The organism is Spongiactinospora gelatinilytica, assembly GCF_003236385.1.
GTDB lineage: Bacteria > Actinomycetota > Actinomycetes > Streptosporangiales > Streptosporangiaceae > Spongiactinospora > Spongiactinospora gelatinilytica.
In genome coordinates this window covers 1-18,411 of the sequence record NZ_POUA01000129.1, presented here as the reverse complement: position 1 = coordinate 18,411, position 18,411 = coordinate 1, and the positions used below count along the sequence as shown (strand labels likewise).

General features: G+C 72.0%; 14 protein-coding genes and 1 pseudogene. 4 read left to right on the top strand and 11 right to left on the bottom strand.

Features of this window, described 5'->3' with window-relative positions:
- Nucleotides 1-106 precede the first annotated feature (106 nt).
- The 6 genes from C1I98_RS17735 to C1I98_RS43960 all read right to left on the bottom strand — a co-directional run bounded on the left by C1I98_RS17735 (nt 107) and on the right by C1I98_RS43960 (nt 8,962).
- A complete protein-coding gene (locus C1I98_RS17735) occupies nt 107-1,339 on the bottom strand; it encodes a TIGR02679 family protein (RefSeq protein ID WP_111168565.1) in 1,233 nt (410 codons plus the stop codon).
- A gap of 219 nt (nt 1,340-1,558) precedes the next feature.
- Nucleotides 1,559-5,641, bottom strand: coding sequence for a TIGR02680 family protein (locus tag C1I98_RS17730; protein ID WP_111168564.1), 4,083 nt, complete (start codon nt 5,639-5,641; stop codon nt 1,559-1,561).
- The gene (locus tag C1I98_RS17725) at nt 5,641-6,792 is read right to left on the bottom strand and encodes a TIGR02678 family protein (protein WP_111168563.1); all 1,152 of its coding nucleotides are present in this window, start codon (nt 6,790-6,792) and stop codon (nt 5,641-5,643) included. The genes C1I98_RS17730 and C1I98_RS17725 overlap by 1 nt, the downstream gene beginning before the upstream one ends.
- Entirely contained in the window at nt 6,789-8,321 is a 1,533-nt protein-coding gene (locus C1I98_RS17720) for a TIGR02677 family protein (protein WP_111168562.1), read from the bottom strand. The genes C1I98_RS17725 and C1I98_RS17720 overlap by 4 nt, the downstream gene beginning before the upstream one ends.
- 69 nt (nt 8,322-8,390) lie before the next feature.
- Nucleotides 8,391-8,603 (bottom strand): hypothetical protein, encoded by a 213-nt coding sequence (locus tag C1I98_RS17715; RefSeq protein WP_111168561.1) that lies wholly within the window; start codon nt 8,601-8,603, stop codon nt 8,391-8,393.
- Nucleotides 8,604-8,743: 140 nt separating this feature from the next.
- A complete protein-coding gene (locus C1I98_RS43960) occupies nt 8,744-8,962 on the bottom strand; it encodes a hypothetical protein (protein ID WP_233507954.1) in 219 nt (72 codons plus the stop codon).
- On the opposite strand from C1I98_RS43960, the gene C1I98_RS45660 reads away from it, so the two are divergent.
- Nucleotides 8,867-9,091 (top strand): enolase C-terminal domain-like protein, encoded by a 225-nt coding sequence (locus C1I98_RS45660; protein ID WP_368773530.1) that lies wholly within the window; start codon nt 8,867-8,869, stop codon nt 9,089-9,091. The genes C1I98_RS43960 and C1I98_RS45660 overlap by 96 nt on opposite strands.
- Here C1I98_RS45660 and C1I98_RS40565 read toward each other — a convergent pair.
- From C1I98_RS40565 to C1I98_RS43955, 3 genes are all read right to left on the bottom strand, one after another.
- Complete coding sequence (locus C1I98_RS40565; protein WP_146607494.1) at nt 9,032-9,601, bottom strand: hypothetical protein; 570 nt, start codon at nt 9,599-9,601, stop codon at nt 9,032-9,034. The two genes, C1I98_RS45660 and C1I98_RS40565, sit on opposite strands and share 60 nt — an antisense overlap.
- A 92-nt stretch (nt 9,602-9,693) precedes the next feature.
- Nucleotides 9,694-10,278: an AAA family ATPase gene (locus tag C1I98_RS17700; protein WP_158558079.1), complete on the bottom strand. Its 585-nt coding sequence runs from the start codon at nt 10,276-10,278 to the stop codon at nt 9,694-9,696.
- Nucleotides 10,279-11,106: 828 nt separating this feature from the next.
- Nucleotides 11,107-11,439 carry a hypothetical protein gene (locus tag C1I98_RS43955; protein WP_233507953.1) on the bottom strand — a complete coding sequence of 111 codons (333 nt, stop codon included), beginning with the start codon at nt 11,437-11,439 and terminating at the stop codon, nt 11,107-11,109.
- On the opposite strand from C1I98_RS43955, the gene C1I98_RS45655 reads away from it, so the two are divergent.
- Genes C1I98_RS45655 through C1I98_RS17685 form a run of 3 tightly spaced genes read left to right on the top strand, consistent with a single transcriptional unit; the run spans nt 11,350 to nt 13,187 of the window.
- Nucleotides 11,350-11,643: a phosphopantetheine-binding protein gene (locus C1I98_RS45655; RefSeq protein WP_368773529.1), complete on the top strand. Its 294-nt coding sequence runs from the start codon at nt 11,350-11,352 to the stop codon at nt 11,641-11,643. The genes C1I98_RS43955 and C1I98_RS45655 overlap by 90 nt on opposite strands.
- Nucleotides 11,644-11,662: 19 nt before the next feature.
- On the top strand, nt 11,663-12,250 hold the full coding sequence (locus C1I98_RS17690; protein ID WP_368773528.1) for a phosphopantetheine-binding protein: 588 nt from the start codon (nt 11,663-11,665) through the stop codon (nt 12,248-12,250).
- 25 nt (nt 12,251-12,275) lie between these two features.
- Nucleotides 12,276-13,187: a thioesterase II family protein gene (locus tag C1I98_RS17685; protein WP_111168555.1), complete on the top strand. Its 912-nt coding sequence runs from the start codon at nt 12,276-12,278 to the stop codon at nt 13,185-13,187.
- On the opposite strand, the gene C1I98_RS17680 is transcribed toward C1I98_RS17685, so the two are convergent.
- Both C1I98_RS17680 and C1I98_RS17675 read right to left on the bottom strand, forming a co-directional pair.
- Entirely contained in the window at nt 13,147-17,004 is a 3,858-nt protein-coding gene (locus C1I98_RS17680; protein WP_158558077.1) for a ricin-type beta-trefoil lectin domain protein, read from the bottom strand. The genes C1I98_RS17685 and C1I98_RS17680 overlap by 41 nt on opposite strands.
- Before the next feature lie 903 nt (nt 17,005-17,907).
- Nucleotides 17,908-18,411, bottom strand: a pseudogene (locus C1I98_RS17675) (HARBI1 family protein); the annotation flags it as partial.

The following is an 18,411-nucleotide window of genomic DNA, read 5'->3' as shown; positions in this document are numbered from 1 at the left end:
CGCCAGGCGGGGGTTCGGGCGGGTGGTGTGGTTCGAGCTTCCGGTCGGCCCGGTCGGCCCCCGGGCCGCCATTGTGACGATCCCCCGGCAGCGAGCCCGGCCGGGGTCAGCCGGTCAGGTCGGCGATCAAATCGGCGAGGGCCAGCTCCTCCTCCACCCGGACGCCGCGCGCGGCCATCGTCGCGGACAGGTCAGGGTCCCATGGCGTCGGGGACGGGCGGCCGGTGAGCCGGGCCGGTGACGATACGGCCTGGTAGGCGGCGGTGTCGAAGCGCCAGGGGCGGAAGCCGAGCCGTTCGTGGACCGCGGCGGCGATGGCGACCCCGCCCCAGTCGAAGTCGCCGTGGTAGGCGAACATCGCGCCTCCTGCCGCCAGGAGGTCGAGCAGCCGCCAGACGGCGGCCGACGGACGGCCTCCGCCGCAGACCAGGGGCGGGCAGGACGCGCCGAGTTCGTCGGCCGCCGCGGCGACCACCACCGGGTTCTCACAGACCCGCACAAGGTCCGCCCCGAAGGGCGTCTCGTGGCGGCGGAGCTGGCGCAAGGTGAGTACGCACGGCTCGCCCGCCGCCCGCGCGGCGCGCAGCATCCGTCCGGTCGGCGTGCGCTCGTCGCCGGGAAGCCCGAGGCAGAGCACGAGGGAGGAAAGGTCGTCGGGATGCACCCCGACGGCGGCCCAGGCCGCGCGGCGGGCGTCGGCGCCGCCCTCGCCCGCGTACGGCAGGCCGCCGAGCGCCCGCGCCGCGGACAGGGCGAGTGTGGCAAGCGGCCTTCCCTCGTCCAGGCCGTGCGCGTCGCCGCAGGTCTCGGCGGCCAGCCGGCCGAGCGGCAGCCCGGGGGAGGGCAACCTGGCGAGTATCGCGGCCAGCGCGCCGAGCATTGGACGGGCCTCCGCCGCCGTCCCGGCGAGCCTTCTTACCAGCCCGGTGGACTCCAGCCACGCTCGCCAGCCGGCGAGTTCGGGCCGCCCGGCGACCAGCGCGTCGAGCGGGGCGAAGGCGTCGTTCCAGGCCGCGGCCAGTGCCGCGGTCTCGCTCGCCAGGTCACGGACCGGGCCGCCCAGCCGTACGACGGCCTCGAGGAGGCCGCCCTCGGCGACGCCGCCCGCGCGCAGCACCCGATCCACGTCATCCAGCGACACCGACAGCGAGGCCCCCGTGCCCGCCCGGCGGCCGAGCAGGACCTCGATCGCGCGACGCTGGGCCGGGGTGGCGGCGGAAAGTGTGACCGTGCCGGTGAGCGGCCTGCCTTGTTCCATCCTGCGGCGGGCGCGGTCGAGTATCCAGGCGGTGTCGTCTCCGCCGAGGAGTCGTCGCAGCCTTTCGCCGGGGCTGTTCATGCCGGCGGGGTCTTGATCGGGTGGCGCTGGGGCGGCGTGGTGGTGGGTGTCATTGTGTCGATCCGTGGTGGTTGGTGGCGAGCTTGGTCGAGTGGCCGGGTGGTGTCGCTCCCGGCGGGAAGTCGGCGTGGTCTTTTGTTGGGGCCGTTCGTTCGTGCTGGGAGTGGGCTTGGTTTGGGCGGCCGGGTGGCATCGTGACCGCTGAGCTGCTCGGGGCGGTCATCCGAACAGGTCGTCTTGTTGTGGGATGGGCCGGAGAGTGGCGGTGGGGATGACGACCGAGGGTGGGTCGGTGCGGCGGCGTTCGTGGCCGTCCCAGCGCCACGGGGTGACAAGGACCGCGTCGATGCCGTCGCGCCGGGAAAGCTGGCAGATGGCCAGCCCCGGCACCTGCGGGTAGCAGCCCCACTCGCGCTCGCTGGTCATCACCACGTCCATGTCGAACGTGGCCAGCAGCCCCAGGCACTTGGCCCGCGAGTCATCGTCCACGCCCGCGAACGCCTCATCCAGGGCGACGAGGCGCGGCGCGTGCGGGTTGCCCGCCGACTTGTAGTGCGCCGAGGCGGCGGCGAACAGCGGTACCGACGCCGCCAGCACCCGCTCGCCGCCGGAGGCGGGGCCGGTCGCGGCCCGCCACTGCCCGTCCTGGAGTCGCTGGATGGCGAACTCATGCCAGGCACGGTAGTCCAAAGCCCTGGTCAGCGCCTCGATCCAGCCCGCGGCCGGATTGTCGGCGTGCTCGCGGGCGATCCGCTCCTGAAGGAACGCCCCGACCGCCGTACGGTCGGCGAGCGACCACGCGTCCACGGTCTGCCGCAGCTTGTCGCGTACGCGGTCCAGCCCTTCGGGCGCCTTCTTGGCCGTCCGCCACAGCAGCCGTAGCCGCATGCCGGTGGAGGTGGGGCGGGCCTCCAGTTCGGCGTTCATCTCCCGCACCTCGGACTCGGCCGCGGTGATCAGCTCGTGCAGCGTGCCTGCGACCTCGTTGAGCAGGTGGTTCTCCAGGATCTCGCGCTCCTTGGCCGACAGCAGCCGGGCCCGCTGCGCCGTCTCCTGCTCCAGCGCCGCGGCGAGTTCGGGGACGTCCCTGGACCGGCCGTGGAACAGCACGTCCACCACCATGACCCCGTCGCGCAGGGTCAGCCCGACGCTGTGCCCGTGCCTGGCCATCGCGTCCGAGAGGAGCTTGTGCTCCTCGGCGACCTTTTTCTGTATCCGGTCCCATGGGGCGTCGCCGTCGTCCACGGCCTCCAGCTCGGTGTTGACCGTTCTGGCCAGGAGCACGGCGGGCGTGGCCGCCCATTCGCCGCCAGGGTCGGGGACCTCCAACTCGGTCAGCGCGACGCGCAGCAGGCCGGTCGCCGCGAACGCCTGGAACTCCGCCACGGCCGCGTCACGCGTCTCGGCGGCCTGGGTGATCTGGCCCCGCAGGGTGCCGCGTTCGCCCTCGGCCTTGCCCTGTGCCTGCAGGGCGTCCCGCTCGTGGCGGCGGGCCGCGTGCTCGGCGGCCGTGCGCTCGCGTAGCTCGCGTTCCACCTCGTTGAGCCGCCGGTACAGTTCGTCCACGGCTGCCCCGGCCGTCTCGGTCAGCGCGCGGTACGTCTCGCCCGCCGCGTCCGCTTCGCGACGGGCGGTCGCGGCCGACTCCGCGGCCTCTTGGAGCCGGTCCCTGGTCTTCGCGAGATCGTCCTCGGCCGCCACGGCCGTCTCGTGGGCGCTCCGCCATGCCTGGCCGGTGTGCCACAGCCCGGCCAGCGCCACCCGGTAGCCGGAGATCGCGGCCTTGACCTCGCCGAGCGCGGACGGGTCCACGGGCAGGCCGACGTCCCCGGCGAACTCGGCGGCCCGCCGGCCGGCGGATCGCAGCTCCTCCTGCCGGGTCACGAGCACCTGGGTCGCGGCGGTGTGCCCGGCGTCGAGTTCGCGCCGCCGCTCGTCGGCGGCGGCCCGTTTGACGTGGGCCTCCCGCAGCGGGGCGTCGGGCGGCAGAGCGCGGTGCTCTGCGGCGAGCGTCGCCCGCCGGACCTGGAGGCCGTCCAGTTCGGCGCGTACGTCGCCGATCGCCCGCTCGGCCCGGCCCAGCTCGTCGCGAAGCGCCGCCAGCCTGGTACGCCGGGCCGCCTCCCTGGCCCCTTCGCCGATGTGATGGGCCGCGTCCTTGCGCCAGGCTCCGGCGAGCACGCCGTTGGCCCAGCGCCCGTCCACGGCGACCCACGTCCCACCGCCGTCGCCGAGCCCGATGCTCTCCAGCACGGCCCGCACCGCGGCGTCGGACAACGCCGCCGCCTGCGGATCGGCGCGGTCCACCGCCGGGCGCAGCACGGCGGCGCAGGAAGGCCCGGGTGGCGGCTCGCCCGCCACGATGACGGTGTCGTCGGCGGCGAGCAGGCTCCCCTCGGGCGTCACCCACGCGTCCAGGACGCCCGCCGCCTCCAGCGCCGCCTCCAGTCCGGCCCGGTGCGCGGCCGGTACGGCGTCGGCGAAGTCGACCACCTTCCACAGCGGCGCGCCGGGACGTCCGGCGCGTACGGCGGGGCCGCGGGTGTGCGGAACCGGAGGGATGTCGTGCCCGCCCGCCTCCAGCCGGGCGATCTCCTGCGACAGCGCGGCGGCGGCCCGCCGGGCGTCGCGCAGCCGGGCGTCCAGCTCCGCGCCCGACCGGCCCAGGGCGTCGGTGGCGGCCCGAGCCGCGTCGTTCACGGCGGTCTCGGCGGGGTTGGCGCCTTCGGCGGAGATCGCCCAGCTCTCCAGGGCGGCGATCGTCTCGTCCGGATCGTCGAGCCATAGTTCGCGGAGGCCGGCGAGATAGAGGGTGTAGTTCTGGACCAGAGCGGCGCTCGCCGCGTCCGCCGCCCGCTCGGCGGTGGCGATGCGCTCGGCGGCGGCGTGCAGCTCCCCGGTCAGCCGATCGACCTCCGCGCGCGCGGACCTCAGCCGGGCCTCGGCCTGCCCCACGTGCTCGATCAGCTGCTCCAGTTCGCCCGCGGCCTGCTCCTGGCGCGCGGCCAGTGCCTCGGCCTCGCGGCGGGCGACGGCGGGTTCGGTACCTGTCCGCTCGAAGAGGGCAAGGTGATCGCGCTCGCAGCGGGCCGACCGGGCGGCGGCGAGAGCCTGCTCTTTTGCCCCGGCCAGTTCGCCGGCCGCGGCGGTGGCCTTGCGCCGGGCCGCCTCGGCGCGCTCCCCGCGCTGCCGGGCCTCGCCCTCGAGGTGGGTCCGCTCCCGCTCGCAGCGGCTCGCGTGGGCGGCCAGCCGACCGGCCTCGTCGCCCATCTGCTTGAGCCGTTCGGCGTCGCGCATCTCCGGGCTGCGCCGCAACGCCTCTTTGCGGGCTTCCAGCAGGCCGCGCCGCGCCTCCAGTTCCTCCAGCGCGGCACGGGCCTTGGCCAGCTCGGCCTCGGCGGCCGCGTGCCGGCTCTCCGCCTCGCCGAGGTCACGGCCCAGGTGCTCATAGCGGCTCTGCGCCTGGCGCGGCCCAGCGGCTTTGCGTTTCGCGGCGATCGAGGCGTACCTGCGGTAGTGGAGGAGGAAACCGGCCGCCGCCCGGCCCGCGTCCTCCAGCCCGCGCAGCGCGTCGCGTTCTTCGTCCAGGCCGCGGAACGCCTCCGCGACCGTGGTGATCAGCGCGGGGCTGAGCGGTTGAAGCGCTTCGGTGAGCGCCCGGGAAAGCAGCTTCTCGTCCGGCTTCTTGGAGAGTTGCGGCTGGCGAAGCTGGATGAGCAGGTTCACCAGCGCCTCATAGCGGTGTTCGCCGAGCCCGAACAGCGCCTCGTCCACCGCCCTGCGATAGTCGGCGGCCTTGTCGTAGACCATGCCCTGTCCTTCGACGGACTCTCGCAGCTTCTCCCTGGTGAGCACCACCCGGCCGGGGGAGAGCAGGTGCAGGTCGGTCCCGACGCGCTGAGGGGTGAGGAAGAACCAGTGCCGGACGATCCCGCGGTCCCTGACCGCCTTCAGCCCGCAGCCGATCGTGCGGAACTCCTCCGCGCCGTCGGGGGAGCGGCGGCCGAACTCCAGCCATGTGTAGCCCAGCCGTTCGGGATGCGGATGCCTGCCGCCGAGCAGCAGGTTCCAGTCCATCCGCTTCTGCCGGTCGCCGTCGGGCTCGACCCGGTGCGGAGCGAGGTCCCCGTCCAGCAGGAACGGCAGTGTCAGCGCCAGGACCTTGGACTTTCCGGTGCCGTTGTTGCCGCGCAGCAGCAGGCGGCCATCGTGGAAGTGGAACTCCTCCACGTCGTAGTAGAACAGGTCCACAAGTCCGGCTCGCAGCGGCTTCCAGCGCTCGGAGGTGGGGGAGGGGGGCATCACGTTCCTTTGATGACGGGGTCGTTCAGCGCGTAACGGGCAATGGCGGGAAGCCCCACGGCGGACTCTCCCTCGACGCGGACCAGCCGCAGCGCCGTGAGTTTGGCCAGGGCCGTGGCCAGCAACCCGTCTTCGGCGCCCGGGTCGGTCACGCCCTTGCGCCAGAACGCCGTGTGTTGGTGGGCGGCCTGGCGGACGAACTCCTTCAGCTCCTCGATGGTCGCCTCGCCTCGGCCGGCCAGCCGCTCGGCGACCAGCAGCGTCACATGACCGTCGGTGCGCTGCTCAGGCATGCGTACGTCGGTCAGCTCGTCGTCGGGGTCCACCATCGCGATGCCCTCCGCGCGGATCTCGGCCACCAGCCCGGTCGCCTCCTCCACCCGCCGGACCAGGGCGTGCCGCTGGGAGGCCAGGTAGGCGCGCTCGGCCTCGCCCAGGTCATCGAAGTAGATCACCGGGTCTTCCAGCAACCTGCGGGTCAGCCCGCGGCGCAGCGCCTGGTTGCGCAGATCGTCGGTGTCGGCGATGGGCTCGGCGGTGAGTGCGGCGAGGCGTTCCTCGAACGATCCCGCGCTGATCGTGGAGGGGCCCCGGGCGCCGGTGAGCAGCGCCGCGAGCACCGGCCTGCGGACGTCGTAGAGCACGTCGCCGGTCGCGCTCAGGTACGCCTCCTCATCGCCCGCGACCCGGCGCAGCACCCCCCAGTCGAGCAGCATGCGGACCACGGCGACCAGGTCGGCGCGTTCGGCCCGGCTGTCGAGAGTGAAGGTGAAGTCGAGTTCGGGCTCGGCGGCGGCCGACAGCACCTCCTCGGCCAGGCGGCCGAGCGTGGTCTGCGCGTCGGCCCGTTCCAGCATCGCCAGGGCCAGGCAGAGCACGACGTATCGGCGTCTGCCGTACGGCTCGCCCGCCCGGCCACGCGCGGGGTGGGTCGCATCACGCGTGTCGGAAGCGCTCTTGAACAGGCGCGCGGCGCCGGAGTCCACCGTCAGCCGCCAGCCGGTCTCGCGGGTGAGCCACTCGCGCAGCGCGGTCAGGTGGCGGCGGACCAGGACCAGCGCCTCGGCATCGCGTTCGGCCGTCAGCAGCGGCCTGGCCAGCAGCGCCCGCAGCGCGGTGCGGCGCTGGGCGACCTCCTCTTCCGGGGTCATCGGGCCGTCATGAGATCGCTGATCTCTATCTCGTGCTCGGGGCCGGTGAACACACCGTCCTCGGTGCGGATCTCGACCTCGCCGCCGCCGGGGACCATCGTCAGGCGCACCTCCATCGAGCCGTCGCCGGTGACGGTCTTCACCTCCGCCTCGCCGGGCCGCCGGGCGGCGAGCGCGTCGCCCAGCAGCCCCAGGAACAGCCGGAACGCCCGCGGATCGAGCACGCCCAGCTCCGACAGCATGATCGGGCCGCCGGTGTGGAGCGCGGCGCGGGCCGCGGCGGTCTCGGCCGCCTCCCGCTCGGCCTGTTCTCGCAGCAGCCTGCGCGCCTGGGCACGGTCGGTCACGGTGTTCGGCCTGCCGCGGCGCTCGTAGGAGCCCGTCCGCCGGAGCTGGGGTGAGATCCTGATCGGCGGGGCGTCCCGCCAGGGGATCCCGGGCCCGGTCTCGCGCCATTCGTCCAGCGTCGCGGGCGTGACCGTCAGATGCCGTGCGGACGTCAGGCCGAACGCCGCCCGCCACAGCCGGTGCGCCGCCTCCTCATCCGGCGCCTCGGCGAACCATCGGGCCAGGGTACGGAAGTCCGCAGACCGGTCGGAGCGCCCGGAGCGCCGTTCGTTGAGCAGCCCGACCGCGTCCACGAGCTGCTTGATCGCCGTGATCGCCGCCTGGCGCAGCAGCCGCGCCTGCGACGGGCGGCCCGCGCCCGAGGTGACGAACCAGTCCTGGAGGCCACGCCAGCGGTTGAGCCAGGAAGCCAGGGCGCTCTGCTCGGCTCTGCCGTACGCGTCGGCGGTGTCCTCCCCGTCGGGCACCGCGTCGGCGGCCTCCCTGCGCGCGGCCAGCCGGAGCAGTTCCACGTGACCGGACGATTCCAGCTCGGCCAGCAACGCCGCGATCCGCGCGCCGGAGTTGGCCAGGTCGGCGATGAAGCGGTCGATGTACTCGATCAGCCGCTCCTTGTAGGCGATGAAACCCGCCTCGTCGCCGTCGGAGAAGTCGATCGCGCGGCGGAGTGAGGACATGAACGCCTGCGCGTTGTCGGCCAGAGAGGAGAACCGCTCGGTCAGGGAGAGCAGCAGCAGGTGCACCCGGGCCGGGTCGGGCTCGGGTTCCTGAGCCAGCACGGCCAGCGACCGCAGTCGCTCGGCGATGTCGCTCAGCGCCACGGACTGGAGCGCCCCGCGCCGCCCGATCGCCTCCTCATAGAACGCGATCGCCTGCTCGGCCGCCTGACCGGCCAGGGTGAGCTGGAACAGATATCGCTTGCGGTGGAAGTCCTCCACCGAGGTGACCCTGCCGGTGTCGACGTCCGCGCGCAGATTGCCCCATTCGCACAACTTGTCGAGCGCCTGACCGAGCGCGTCGTCGTCCTCCCGCCGCAGCTCCGCGGCCACGTCCTCGGGACTCAGATGCACGATGAAACGTTCCTTCGCCCGTGCGAAGGCGCGCAGGATCGCGCGGTAGAGGGCCGCGTTGGGCGCGCTCAGGTGGGCGAAGGGTTGATGCTCCTGGGTAGGCGAGGCCATACGGACAGTCTCTCCGCCGGACGGCGTGCCGTGTCCGCGTTCGGGGAAGATCGTTGGAACTGATCGAGATCATGCGCTTCGGGCTACAGGACGAAGCGGGTGGGGGACCAGGGTGGTGGGGGCCGCGACCAGTACTGGAAGTGCGCCAGGACCCGGCACCTGCAACGCCAGCAGGCGGGCGCGGGCCGCGTCGCCGACCTCCAGGTACGCCCACAGGCCCCGCGCGTGCAGGCCCGGGTCGGCCGCGCACGCGGTGGCGAAGGCGCGCAGCCGCTCGTCCACCCCCCATGTACGGCAGGCGCAGCGTGACCACGCTCATCCCGTGCCTGCGTGCCATCATCCGCGCCGTCAGGTCGTCGGCCGGCTTCGACAGCGCGTAGGGGTCCTCGGCCTGGGAGGGCAGGTCGTGGTCGATATGTCGCTCACCTTCCGTCCTGGGGAGGGTACGCGCGGACCGCCACCACGTGCGCCCAGCGGTACCGCAGCCAGCGGTACCGCTGATCGCGGGCGAGCAGTTCGGCTCCAAGTGGGAGTTCCAGCGCCTGGTGGAACCGGACCTGATCGACTACGCCCGCGTGGATGTGGGCGTCGCGGCCGGGCTCACCGAAGCCAGGAAGATCGCCGCGATGTGCGAGACCCACTACATCAGTCTCGCCACCCACAACCCGCTCGGCCCGGTGACCGCGGCCTCCTCACTCCACCTGAACCTCTCAGAGAGAGCCGGGGCAATCAGGGCGATGGCACCTCGACATCGAGGCGAGAGCAGGTGATTGACTGCGTACGCAATTCAGGTAGAAGCGCACCAGGCGGCGCATCGCGGCGACACGGTCATCCTCGCTGAGGTCGAGGGCGGCGCGCTCGGCGGCGTAGAGGCGGACGAGATCGTGTAGTCGATACCGGCCCGGTACGTACTGATCGACCAGATGGGAGGCCTCTAGCCGATGCAGCAGCATTCGGGTGTGCGGAATCGAATGACCGATGAGCGGGGCGGTATTCAGCAGGTTGAAGTGGGGGCCGGGCATGAGTCCGAGATGAGCGAACGCGTCGGCTTCCCGAGGCGCGAGCACGTGGTAGGAGGCGCCGATGACCTCTCGCAGGCCGGTGCGATCTTCGGACTGCAGAGTGTCCAGCCGGGTGCTCTCCGCCTGGAGCTCCCTGGCCAGTGCGGTGAGGGGGAGGTGGGTGTTGACGATGCCCCATGCGGCGACGATCCCCAGGGCGAGCGGCAGTCCGGCGCACTTCGCGATGATGTCGCCCAGCGCCTCGCGTTCGGCCGCCACCCGGTCCTCGCCCAGACGGGAGACCAGCAGTTCACCGGCCTCCGCGTCGGACAGCGGCCCCAGCCGTAGTAGATCGGCGCCCTCGGTCGCGATCAGAGCCTGATCTGCTCTTCGAGGTCGGCGGGTAAGTGGTGATGGGACGGCTGGAGAAATCCCAGCATGGTGCGTACCGCTTGAGTCGCCGGTACCGGCGTCGCGACCGAACTGAACCCTTGCAGATTCATGTAGAGGTGACCGTCCGGAAAGCGGTCGCTCACCTTTTGCGACCAGTGCACGGCGAGCGATGTCTTCCCGACCCCGCCAGGGCCGCTGATCACACAGGTCGTTGCGGTGGCCGGAGATTTTTCGCCCGCGTCTGAAAGGAGCGCGTCCAGAGTGGCCAGCTCGGCTTCGCGGCCACTGAAGTGCTTGACTTCGGGCGGCAGATGGCAGGCGAGGTTCCGTGGCGCGGGCCTGCTCGCTCGCACGGCACCGCCCGGGATGAGGCTCTGAAGAAGCAGGAGTTCCCCGCGGGCGTGCCGTACGGCCGCGGTCGTGGCGGTCGTCTCCTCCGCCTTGGCCGCGGCGTCCACGGCTGCGATGCGCAGCGCGAGCGGGAGTCCGCCGCAGAGGCGGACGATCTCGTTCCGGGTGGACTCGTCCGCCGGGCCGCACTCCTCCCCGAGCACGTCGTCCACCAGCGCCCGGGCGGCCTTGTCGGAGAGCGGACCGAGCGAACGGTGCCGGGCGCCGGCGGAAAGCGGTGCACGGCGATGCCTCGCCGCGCCGCACGGTGCTGCCGACGTATCCGTTCGAGCGGGAGCGGTACTGGATCGTTCCGCCGGATCGCCGCGCCATCACGCCGCCGGCGGGCTCGGACGGACTCGCCGTGCGCGGTTTCCGCCGGGTCGGCCCCGCCATGGCCGGTGGCGAGGACCGGCTCGCGGGCACATGGCTGGTGATCCCGGATCGTGCGGGGCTCCTTGCGGACCTGGCCGAGCGGCTGCGGGCCACGCGGCGGGTGATCACCGTCCCGGCCCCGGCGGCGGCATCGGAGGAGGAGTACCGCAAGCTCCTCGACTCGGTGCTCGGCGCGAACGAGCATGTCGGCGGCGTTGTCATCGGCACGCTTCTCGACGACGCCACGGGCACGCCGCCCGGCGGTGGTGCCGAGCGGCTCGCGCTGGAGGCGATCGAGCAGGCCCTCCGCGGCGGGCACCGCTTCGTACCGGCGCTCGAACCGCTGCGAACACGCGCCGACGACCGGCACACCGGTGCGCACCACACGCTGTCGGGCGACGAGCGGCTCGCCTCCGCTTTCCGGCGTGCGCTGTCCCGCGCGGGCGCCGAGGTGGCCGCCGATCGGGTGACGGCACCGGACACGACCGCGCTGGCACTGCTCGACGCGGACGCCTTCGACGGGGACGTGCCCGGCACCCTGGCACGCGTCACGGCCGGCGCAGGCGGAACAGACGCCGTCCGCGCCCGCGAGGTGCACCTGTTCGGGGTACGGGAGGCCCGAAGGCTCATATCTGGCCGGCCTCCTCGAAGCCCATGTCGCGCTGCTGCGGCGCGAGTCCGACGTCCCCTGGACGACGTTCGTCTGGCCGCCCCTCGCTCCTGCCACGATCGAGCGCATGGCGGCCCGCGTCGTCGGCGCGTCCGCCGGCGACTGCCACGCCGTCGTCACCCTCCCGGACGACCTCGAATCGGACCCCGTGCCCGGCACCAGCGCCGACGCCGACGACCGGCTTCGCCACGAGGACGAGATCGAACACCGGATCGCCGCCATCTTCACCGACCTTCTCGGCGTTCCGAGTATCGCCCCGGACGCGGGCTTTCTCGAGCTGGGTGGTCACTCGCTGCTCGCCACCCAGTTCGTCTCGCAGGTTCGCCAGTTCTGTGGCGTCGAGCTCTCGCGCGCACCTTCGTGGCGGACCCGACGATTCGCGGCCTCGCCAGCGCGGTACGCGCGGCCGGCGCCGAGGCCGCGGGGCGTGCGCTCCAAGTACTGCCCGAGGTCGTCCCGGATCCGGCTTCCGGCGGGATGCCCTTCCCGCTGACCGACGTGCAGCAGGCGTACTGGATCGGCCGCACCGGCGTCTCGAGGCCGCTCTGTTGCAACACCCGGACATCCGGGCCGCGGTGGTCGTGGCCCAGGGTGAGCCGCGCGGCGCCAAACGCCTCGTCGCCTTCGTCGTCCCGCAGGACCGGCAGAAGGCGCCGGACGACGTTCGCGAGTTCCTCACTGCCAAGCTGCCGGCGTACATGGTGCCCAGTGTCCATCTTGAGCTCGGCGAACTGCCGCTCACCGGCAACGGCAAGGTCGATCGGCAGGCGCTGGTGGTGCCGGAGGATGTCGTCGGCGACGCGCCGGCGTTCGTGGCCTCGCGCACGCCGGTCGAGAAGGCCATCGCCGAGATGTGGTCCGGCATGCTGGGCGTCGAACGCGTCGGCGTGCACGACAACTTCTTCGCCCTCGGCGGCGACTCGCTCATGGCCATGCGCGCGGTCCTGCAGATGCGCAAGGCGCTGAGCCTTGAGATACCGATCCGCGTTCTGTTCGACAACCCGACCTTGGCGGACGTGGCGCTCGTCCTCGAGGATCGGCTCCTCGCCGAGCTGGAGGGCATGTCAGATGAAGAAGCACAGACGCTTTTGTCCGATTGACCCGGCACGCCACGGAGCCCCCTGAGTGAACCACATCGCTACACACCGGACGACGCGCGCCCACGGCTGGATCGTGGGCGCGCCGCGCCGCCGTGCCGCGACCGTGCGGATCTTCTGCCTGCCGTATGCGGGCGGGACCGCCTCGGCCTTCGGGCGGTGGCCCGCCGCCCTGCTCGGTCACGTCGAGGTGTGTCCCATCGAGTTGCCCGGCCGTCAGACCCGTTGGCACGACAACCCGTTCACGCACGCCGGGCCGCTCGTGGACGCGCTCGCGGCGGCCCTCGCCGGTGAGTTCGACATCCCCTACGCCCTCTTCGGCCACAGCATGGGCTCGCTTCTGGCGTTCGAGCTGGCCCGGGAACTCCGCCGCCGCGGCGTCGGCGAGCCGCGCGTACTGTTCGTCTCCGGCGGCCCCGCGCCGCAGCTACCGCGCGCCCATCCCTCGATCCATGACCAGCCGGACACGGCCGTGGTCGCCAAGCTCCGCACGCTGGGCGGCCTGCCGGATGAGATCTATGAGTCCCCCGAACTCCTGGAACTGCTCATGCCGACCATCCGCGCGGACTTCTCGGTCGGCGAAACGTACGAATATCGGGTCGAGCCTCCGCTCACCTGCCCCATCGTGGCATTCGCCAACCGAAGACCGAGCGGTACCGCCCGCACACGATGGATCCGTGGCGAGAACAGACGTCGGGGGACTTCGCCAAGCACGTGCTGCCCGGCGGCCATTTCTTCCTCCAGGACTCGCAGGCCAGGCTGCTCACGACGGTCGGCGTCGCACTGGCACAGCCCGGGAGTGGCGGGCCGCGAAGCCCGGGCACCCTGGCGCGCACGCTTCGGCACCTTCTCGTCGGCTGACGAAGACCGCCCGCCGGTGGCCGGCGGGCGGTCGGCGGTCAGGTCCCGGTCGGCAGTGACCAGATCTCGTACGGAGTGAACTCGCAGGTCGCGAGCGTGAACGGCTCCCGGTAGGCGAGCTGGCGAACGCTCAGGCACAGTCCGGACGCCGTGTTGAACACGGTCCCGTTCGCCTGCTGCCGCCACAGCCTCGACGCGTCGCCGGAGTCACAGGTGGCCATCACGACCTTCGTGCCCGGAGTCCGGCCGCCCTTCTGGGCGGTCACGCACCTGCCGCCCCTGCCCTTCACCTGGCCGTCCGAGCCCACGGTGAACCGCTGGGGCTCGGTGTGGTTGCAGTCCCACACCGACAGGGCGGCACTGTCCCCGTCGTCGGCGCACCAGCTTCCGCTCACGTGAGTGATGGTGTCCGCGGCCGGCGGGCCGAGCACCACCAGATCGAACCCGGCCGTCGCGGCGCCCGTGCCGTCGACGGCCTTGACGGTCACCTGGTGGAAGCCCGCGGCGGTGGGCGTGCCGGAGATGGTGCCCGAATCGGCGTCGATGGCCAGGCCCGGCGGCAGGCCGTCGGCGGTGAACGTCCTCTTACCACTGCCGCCGGTCGTGGTGACGGTGATCCTGACCGGCTTGCGGACGTTCGTGACCTGGTCGCCTGGCACCTTGACCACCAGTTTCTCCGGGGCGGGGCCCGGAACGGGCAGCTTCCACCGCTGGGCGGCGGCACCGGTGCAGTCGGCCAGCGTGAACTGCGTCCGGCTCTTCAGCTCCGGCGCATTGAGGCAGCGGCCCGAGGCGGGGTTGCGCAGCGTGCCGTCCTTGCTCTGATGCCAGATCTGCGAGACGGCGCGACGGCATTCGTCGATCACGATCGGCGATCCGTCGCCGGTGGCGTCCGCGGCCACCGTGAGGCACTTGCCCCTGACCTCCAGCATGCCGTCGGCGCGGACCGTCCAGCGCTGCGTGTGGCCCGAGTTGCACTCGTACACGATGACCTGGTTGCCGTTGTTGGTGGCACCGAGCCAGTCGTCGGCGCACCACTTGTCCGGGCCGGTGATCAAACCGTGGTGGACGCTCCAGCTGAAGAACGCCCGGCCGGTGATGCCGGTGCCGCTCGTGGCGGTGACGGTCGCCATCCCCTCGCCGACGGTGGCCGCCTTGCCGGTGATCCGGCCGGTGGTGGCGTTGATGGACAGCCCCTGGGGCAGCCCGGTCGCCCGGTAGGTGAGGTTCGCCCTGCTGCCGGCGGTCCTGATGTCCACCTCGGTGCCGACAAGCGGGTCCTGGCGGCCGGGATTGGCGATCGCGCCGAAGTCCGGGGCGGTGGGCAGCGTCCACACCTGGGTCGCCGCCGCGGTGCAGGCGGCCAGGAGGAGCTGGTCGCCCTGGCCGGTGGCCGGTGCCGCCAGGCACCGGCCGGACGCCGGGTTGCGCAGCGTCCCGTCCGCCTGTGGCCGCCAGACCTGCGGCTCGGCCGCGCCGCACGCGGACAGCACGATCGGGGTCTTCTCCGCGGTGCCGCCCTTGGCCGGCGTCAGGCACCTGCCCATGCCGAGCAGCCGCCCGTCCTCGCGTACCGTCCAGAGTTGTCCCCGGTCGTTCGTGCCGCAGGGCCACAACTGGACCGGCGCTTCGTCGGCCTCGCGATCGTCGCGGTCGTCGAGGCACAGGCCGTTGACACCGGTGATCGCGCCGTCGGCCACCTGCCAGCTGAAGGTCTCCGTCACGGTGGCCGCACCGGTGGTGGCGGTGAGTGTCACGTCGGCCGACTGCGCGGTGCTGGGGGTGCCGGAGATCAGGCCGGTGCTCTGGTTGATCGTCAGTCCGGCCGGCAGGCCGGTGGCGCGGTACGTCACGGCGCGGGTGGTGTCGTGGTTGGTGACCGAGATCCGCTGCGAGACCGAACCGCCCGCGAGCGTGACCAGCATGCCGGGGTTCTTGGCGGCCAGCGAGGGCTTCGGCTCTGCCGACAGCTTCCAGCGCCGGCCGGCGCCGCCGTCGCAGGGGGCGAGGGTGAGCTGGATCCCCCAGTGGCCGGCGGGTGCGGACAGGCAGTCGCCGGTCGCGGGGTTACGCAGGGTTCCGTCGCTATCCGGCCGCCAGACCTGCGTGGCGGCGCCCTTGCACGCGGACAGCACGATGAGCCGGCCGTCGGCGGAGGTGTTGTCCGAGGCGGTCAGGCAGTGGTTCGCCGTCGCGCCGTTCCAGAACACGATGTTCCCGTTGCCCCGGGCGACCCAGTTGTGGCCGCAGCCCCATAGCTGGATCTTGTTGCCCTCGGTCGTGAACGAGGACTGGTTGTCGATGCACAGGTCGTTGAGGCCGATGATCCCGCCGTACCCGTGGACGACCTCCCAGACGAAGCTCGCCGCCGCCGACGCGGTGCCGTCGGTGGCGACGACCACGACCGTGCCGGCGCCGGTCGCGGCCGGCGTGCCCGAGATGACTCCGGTCGCGGCATCGATGGACGTCCCGGCGGGCAGCCCGGTCGCGCTGTACCGCAGGCCGCCGGCACCGGTCGCCTTGATCTTGGAGATCGTCACCGCACGGCCCGTGATCGTGAGCTGGCGCCCCGGGTTGGTGATCCGGATCGGCCCGCAGGCCGTGCTGAGCAGGCGGTTCGGCGATCCCGGGCCCGCGTCCCCGACCACGTCGGTGCTCGCGCACCCGGCCAGGGCGTCGGCGACCTGCTGCGGGGTCGCCTTCGGGTGCGCCGACAGGTAGGCCGCGGCGGCGCCGCTCACCAGCGGCGCCGCCAGCGAGGTGCCCCCGGTGGTGGTGAGAGCGGTGTCGCTCTTCCAGTCCGACGTGGTGATGTCCACGCCGGGCGCGAAGAGGTCGATGCACTTGCCGTAGCTGTAGCCGGCCCGGTTGTCGTTGCGGTCGGTGCCGCTGACCGTGATCGCCTCGGGGACCCGTTGCGGCGACAGGTCGCACGCGTCTTCGCTGGAGTTGCCCGCGGCGATCACGTACGTGATCCCGGACTTGCTGGAGTTGCGGATCGCCTCCTCCAGATCCGGCTGGATGGCCGTCCCGGTGGTCCAGCTGATGTTGACCACGGCCGGGCGCTGCGCGCTGCGCGTGATCCAGTCGATGGCCTTCAGCGCATCGGCCGAGTCGCCGTGCGCCTCACAACTGCCGACCACCCGCACCGGGTGCACCTTGGCGTTCTTGGCCACGCCCCAGGTGCTGCCGGCGGCCACGCCCGCCACCGCCGTGCCGTGGCCCGAGCAGTCGCCGTGGTCGGTCCCCGGCGGGCCACTCGTCACCCGCCCGCCGAACTCCTGGTGCGTGGCCCGCACCCCGGTGTCCATGATGTAGATGCCGGTGGCCGACGCGTCCGTGTAGTCGAACGTCCCGCTCAGCGACTGCCCGACCTGGTCGATGCGGTCCAGCGCCCACTGCGGGTCGTTCTGCCTGGACCCTGCCTGCGGCGCACCGCTGGGCGTGGACCGCGGGTGCGACGCCGCGTCCTTCTCCGGCTTCATCGGCGGGGACGGCACCACCAGGACGACGTCCTTGCGGACCGAGGCCACCAGTGGGTCCTTGGCCATCGCCGCCGCCTGCTCCGGCGACAACTGCGCGGAGAACCCGTGCAGCGCCGTCGTGTACACGTCCTTGAGCCGCCCCCCGACCCGATCGGTCAGGTCGCGGGCCGCCTTGGTGATCCGGTCCTCGCCCCGCAGCGCCGGCCGGTCGGCGAACCGCACGATGTAGCTGTTCGGGATCGGCTTGCCGGCGATCTCCTTGTCCTTTCCGGGCGGACCGTGCTCCTGGGTGGGAGTGGCGGTCGGCGCGGCCGAGGGTTGCGCGGGTTCGGGGGCCGCCTCGGCCGCGGCCACGCCTTCGGCGAGTAGCGCGGTGGTGAGCGCGGCCAGGGCCGTGGCCCGTGACAGCACCGATATGGTCCGGGCGGGTAACGGCCTTACTGACGTTCCGTACATCACCCGTCGCAGAATGCGAATCATTGACATCCTGTCCAGCTAAGTCTTCTGAATGCACTGGAATTAGTGCGGCCACAGCCTAGTACGACGGCCGATCAATTCACAGAGACAGCAGCGGTGCAGAGCATGGCCATTCCTGCGGCAATTAATATGCGGAATTCCGTCAAATGCTCGGAATGCCCATGCGTTTACGCCCCCGGCCGGGCCCCGGACCAAGGAGGCCGGTCAGGCAGGAGGGGTCGGCCCGCTCGGTGGACGGGCGAGGACGCCGGCGCGCCGGCGGTGTCCTCGGCCGATTCACCGGTCATCTCCAGGTGTCAAATCCCTGAAAGCGTGGAAACGGTTCTACGCCACAGCGGTCCTCAGTAGGACATGTCCGGTCCGCCTTCGCCCGCAACACCTATACCGGCGTTTCCCGGAGGCGGCCCGCGCCGCCGCGGCCGGCGCTACTGATCGGCTGGCCGGCACGCACCGGGGACGGCACCACCTGAACCACCGAACCAGCATGTCCGCTGATCCATCGGCGGGCCCGTCCGTTGTCCTCCAGGGCCATCGCCCGGGCGGTGCCTCCGAGTCGGCGTCGTCGTGTCCGAATTGACGATGATCGCCCAGGGCGGCAGGAGCCGAGGAACCCCAGATCGAGCGCGGTGTTGCAGAGTAGGGCGGGTGGGACTTGAACCCACGACCCACGGATTATGAGATTCCTCGGTTGCTGTCGCTTAATGTCACCGAGTGTTGTTTTGTACTGCCGTGGCCGGAATTATCCCCGTCGTCGTGTTGGTCTGTGTCAACGCGTGCCGTGCTGTATCGCGTACACGTGAGCAACCACCGAGCAACCGCACTAAGCCTTTTTCGCCGGGCTTCGCGGAGTTGTAGTACGAGGACGGCCTTGACGAGTTGACCGGCGCGGCGCGGACAGCAGCGGAGTTTGCGCAGAATACGCCAGGTCTTCAGTTGTGCGTTGGCGCGTTCTCCTGGTCCGCGGAGCCTGGCGTGAGCGGCATTGGCATCTTTTTGGGACTGTGGCTTGCCCTTGCCCTTGTACGGCACCAGCACGTGCCCACCAGCACCGGCATATGCCTTGTCGGCCAGGGTGACCAGCCCTGATGCCTGCAGGCGGCGCAGGATTCCCCAGATCCGGGCGGCGGTCAGATCGTGGGTGGAACCGGGCAGGGAACCGGAGATCCATAGTGGCGTGCCGTCCGGGGTGGCCAGGAGTTGGATGTTCATGCCGTGCTTCTTGTGCTTGCCGGAGTAATAGGGCCGATCAGCGGCCACACGGTCGATCGGGATGAGCGTGCCGTCCATGATGAGGTAGGGGTATCCGGCGCGTCTGGCGGCGCGCAGGGCCTGATCCAGGCG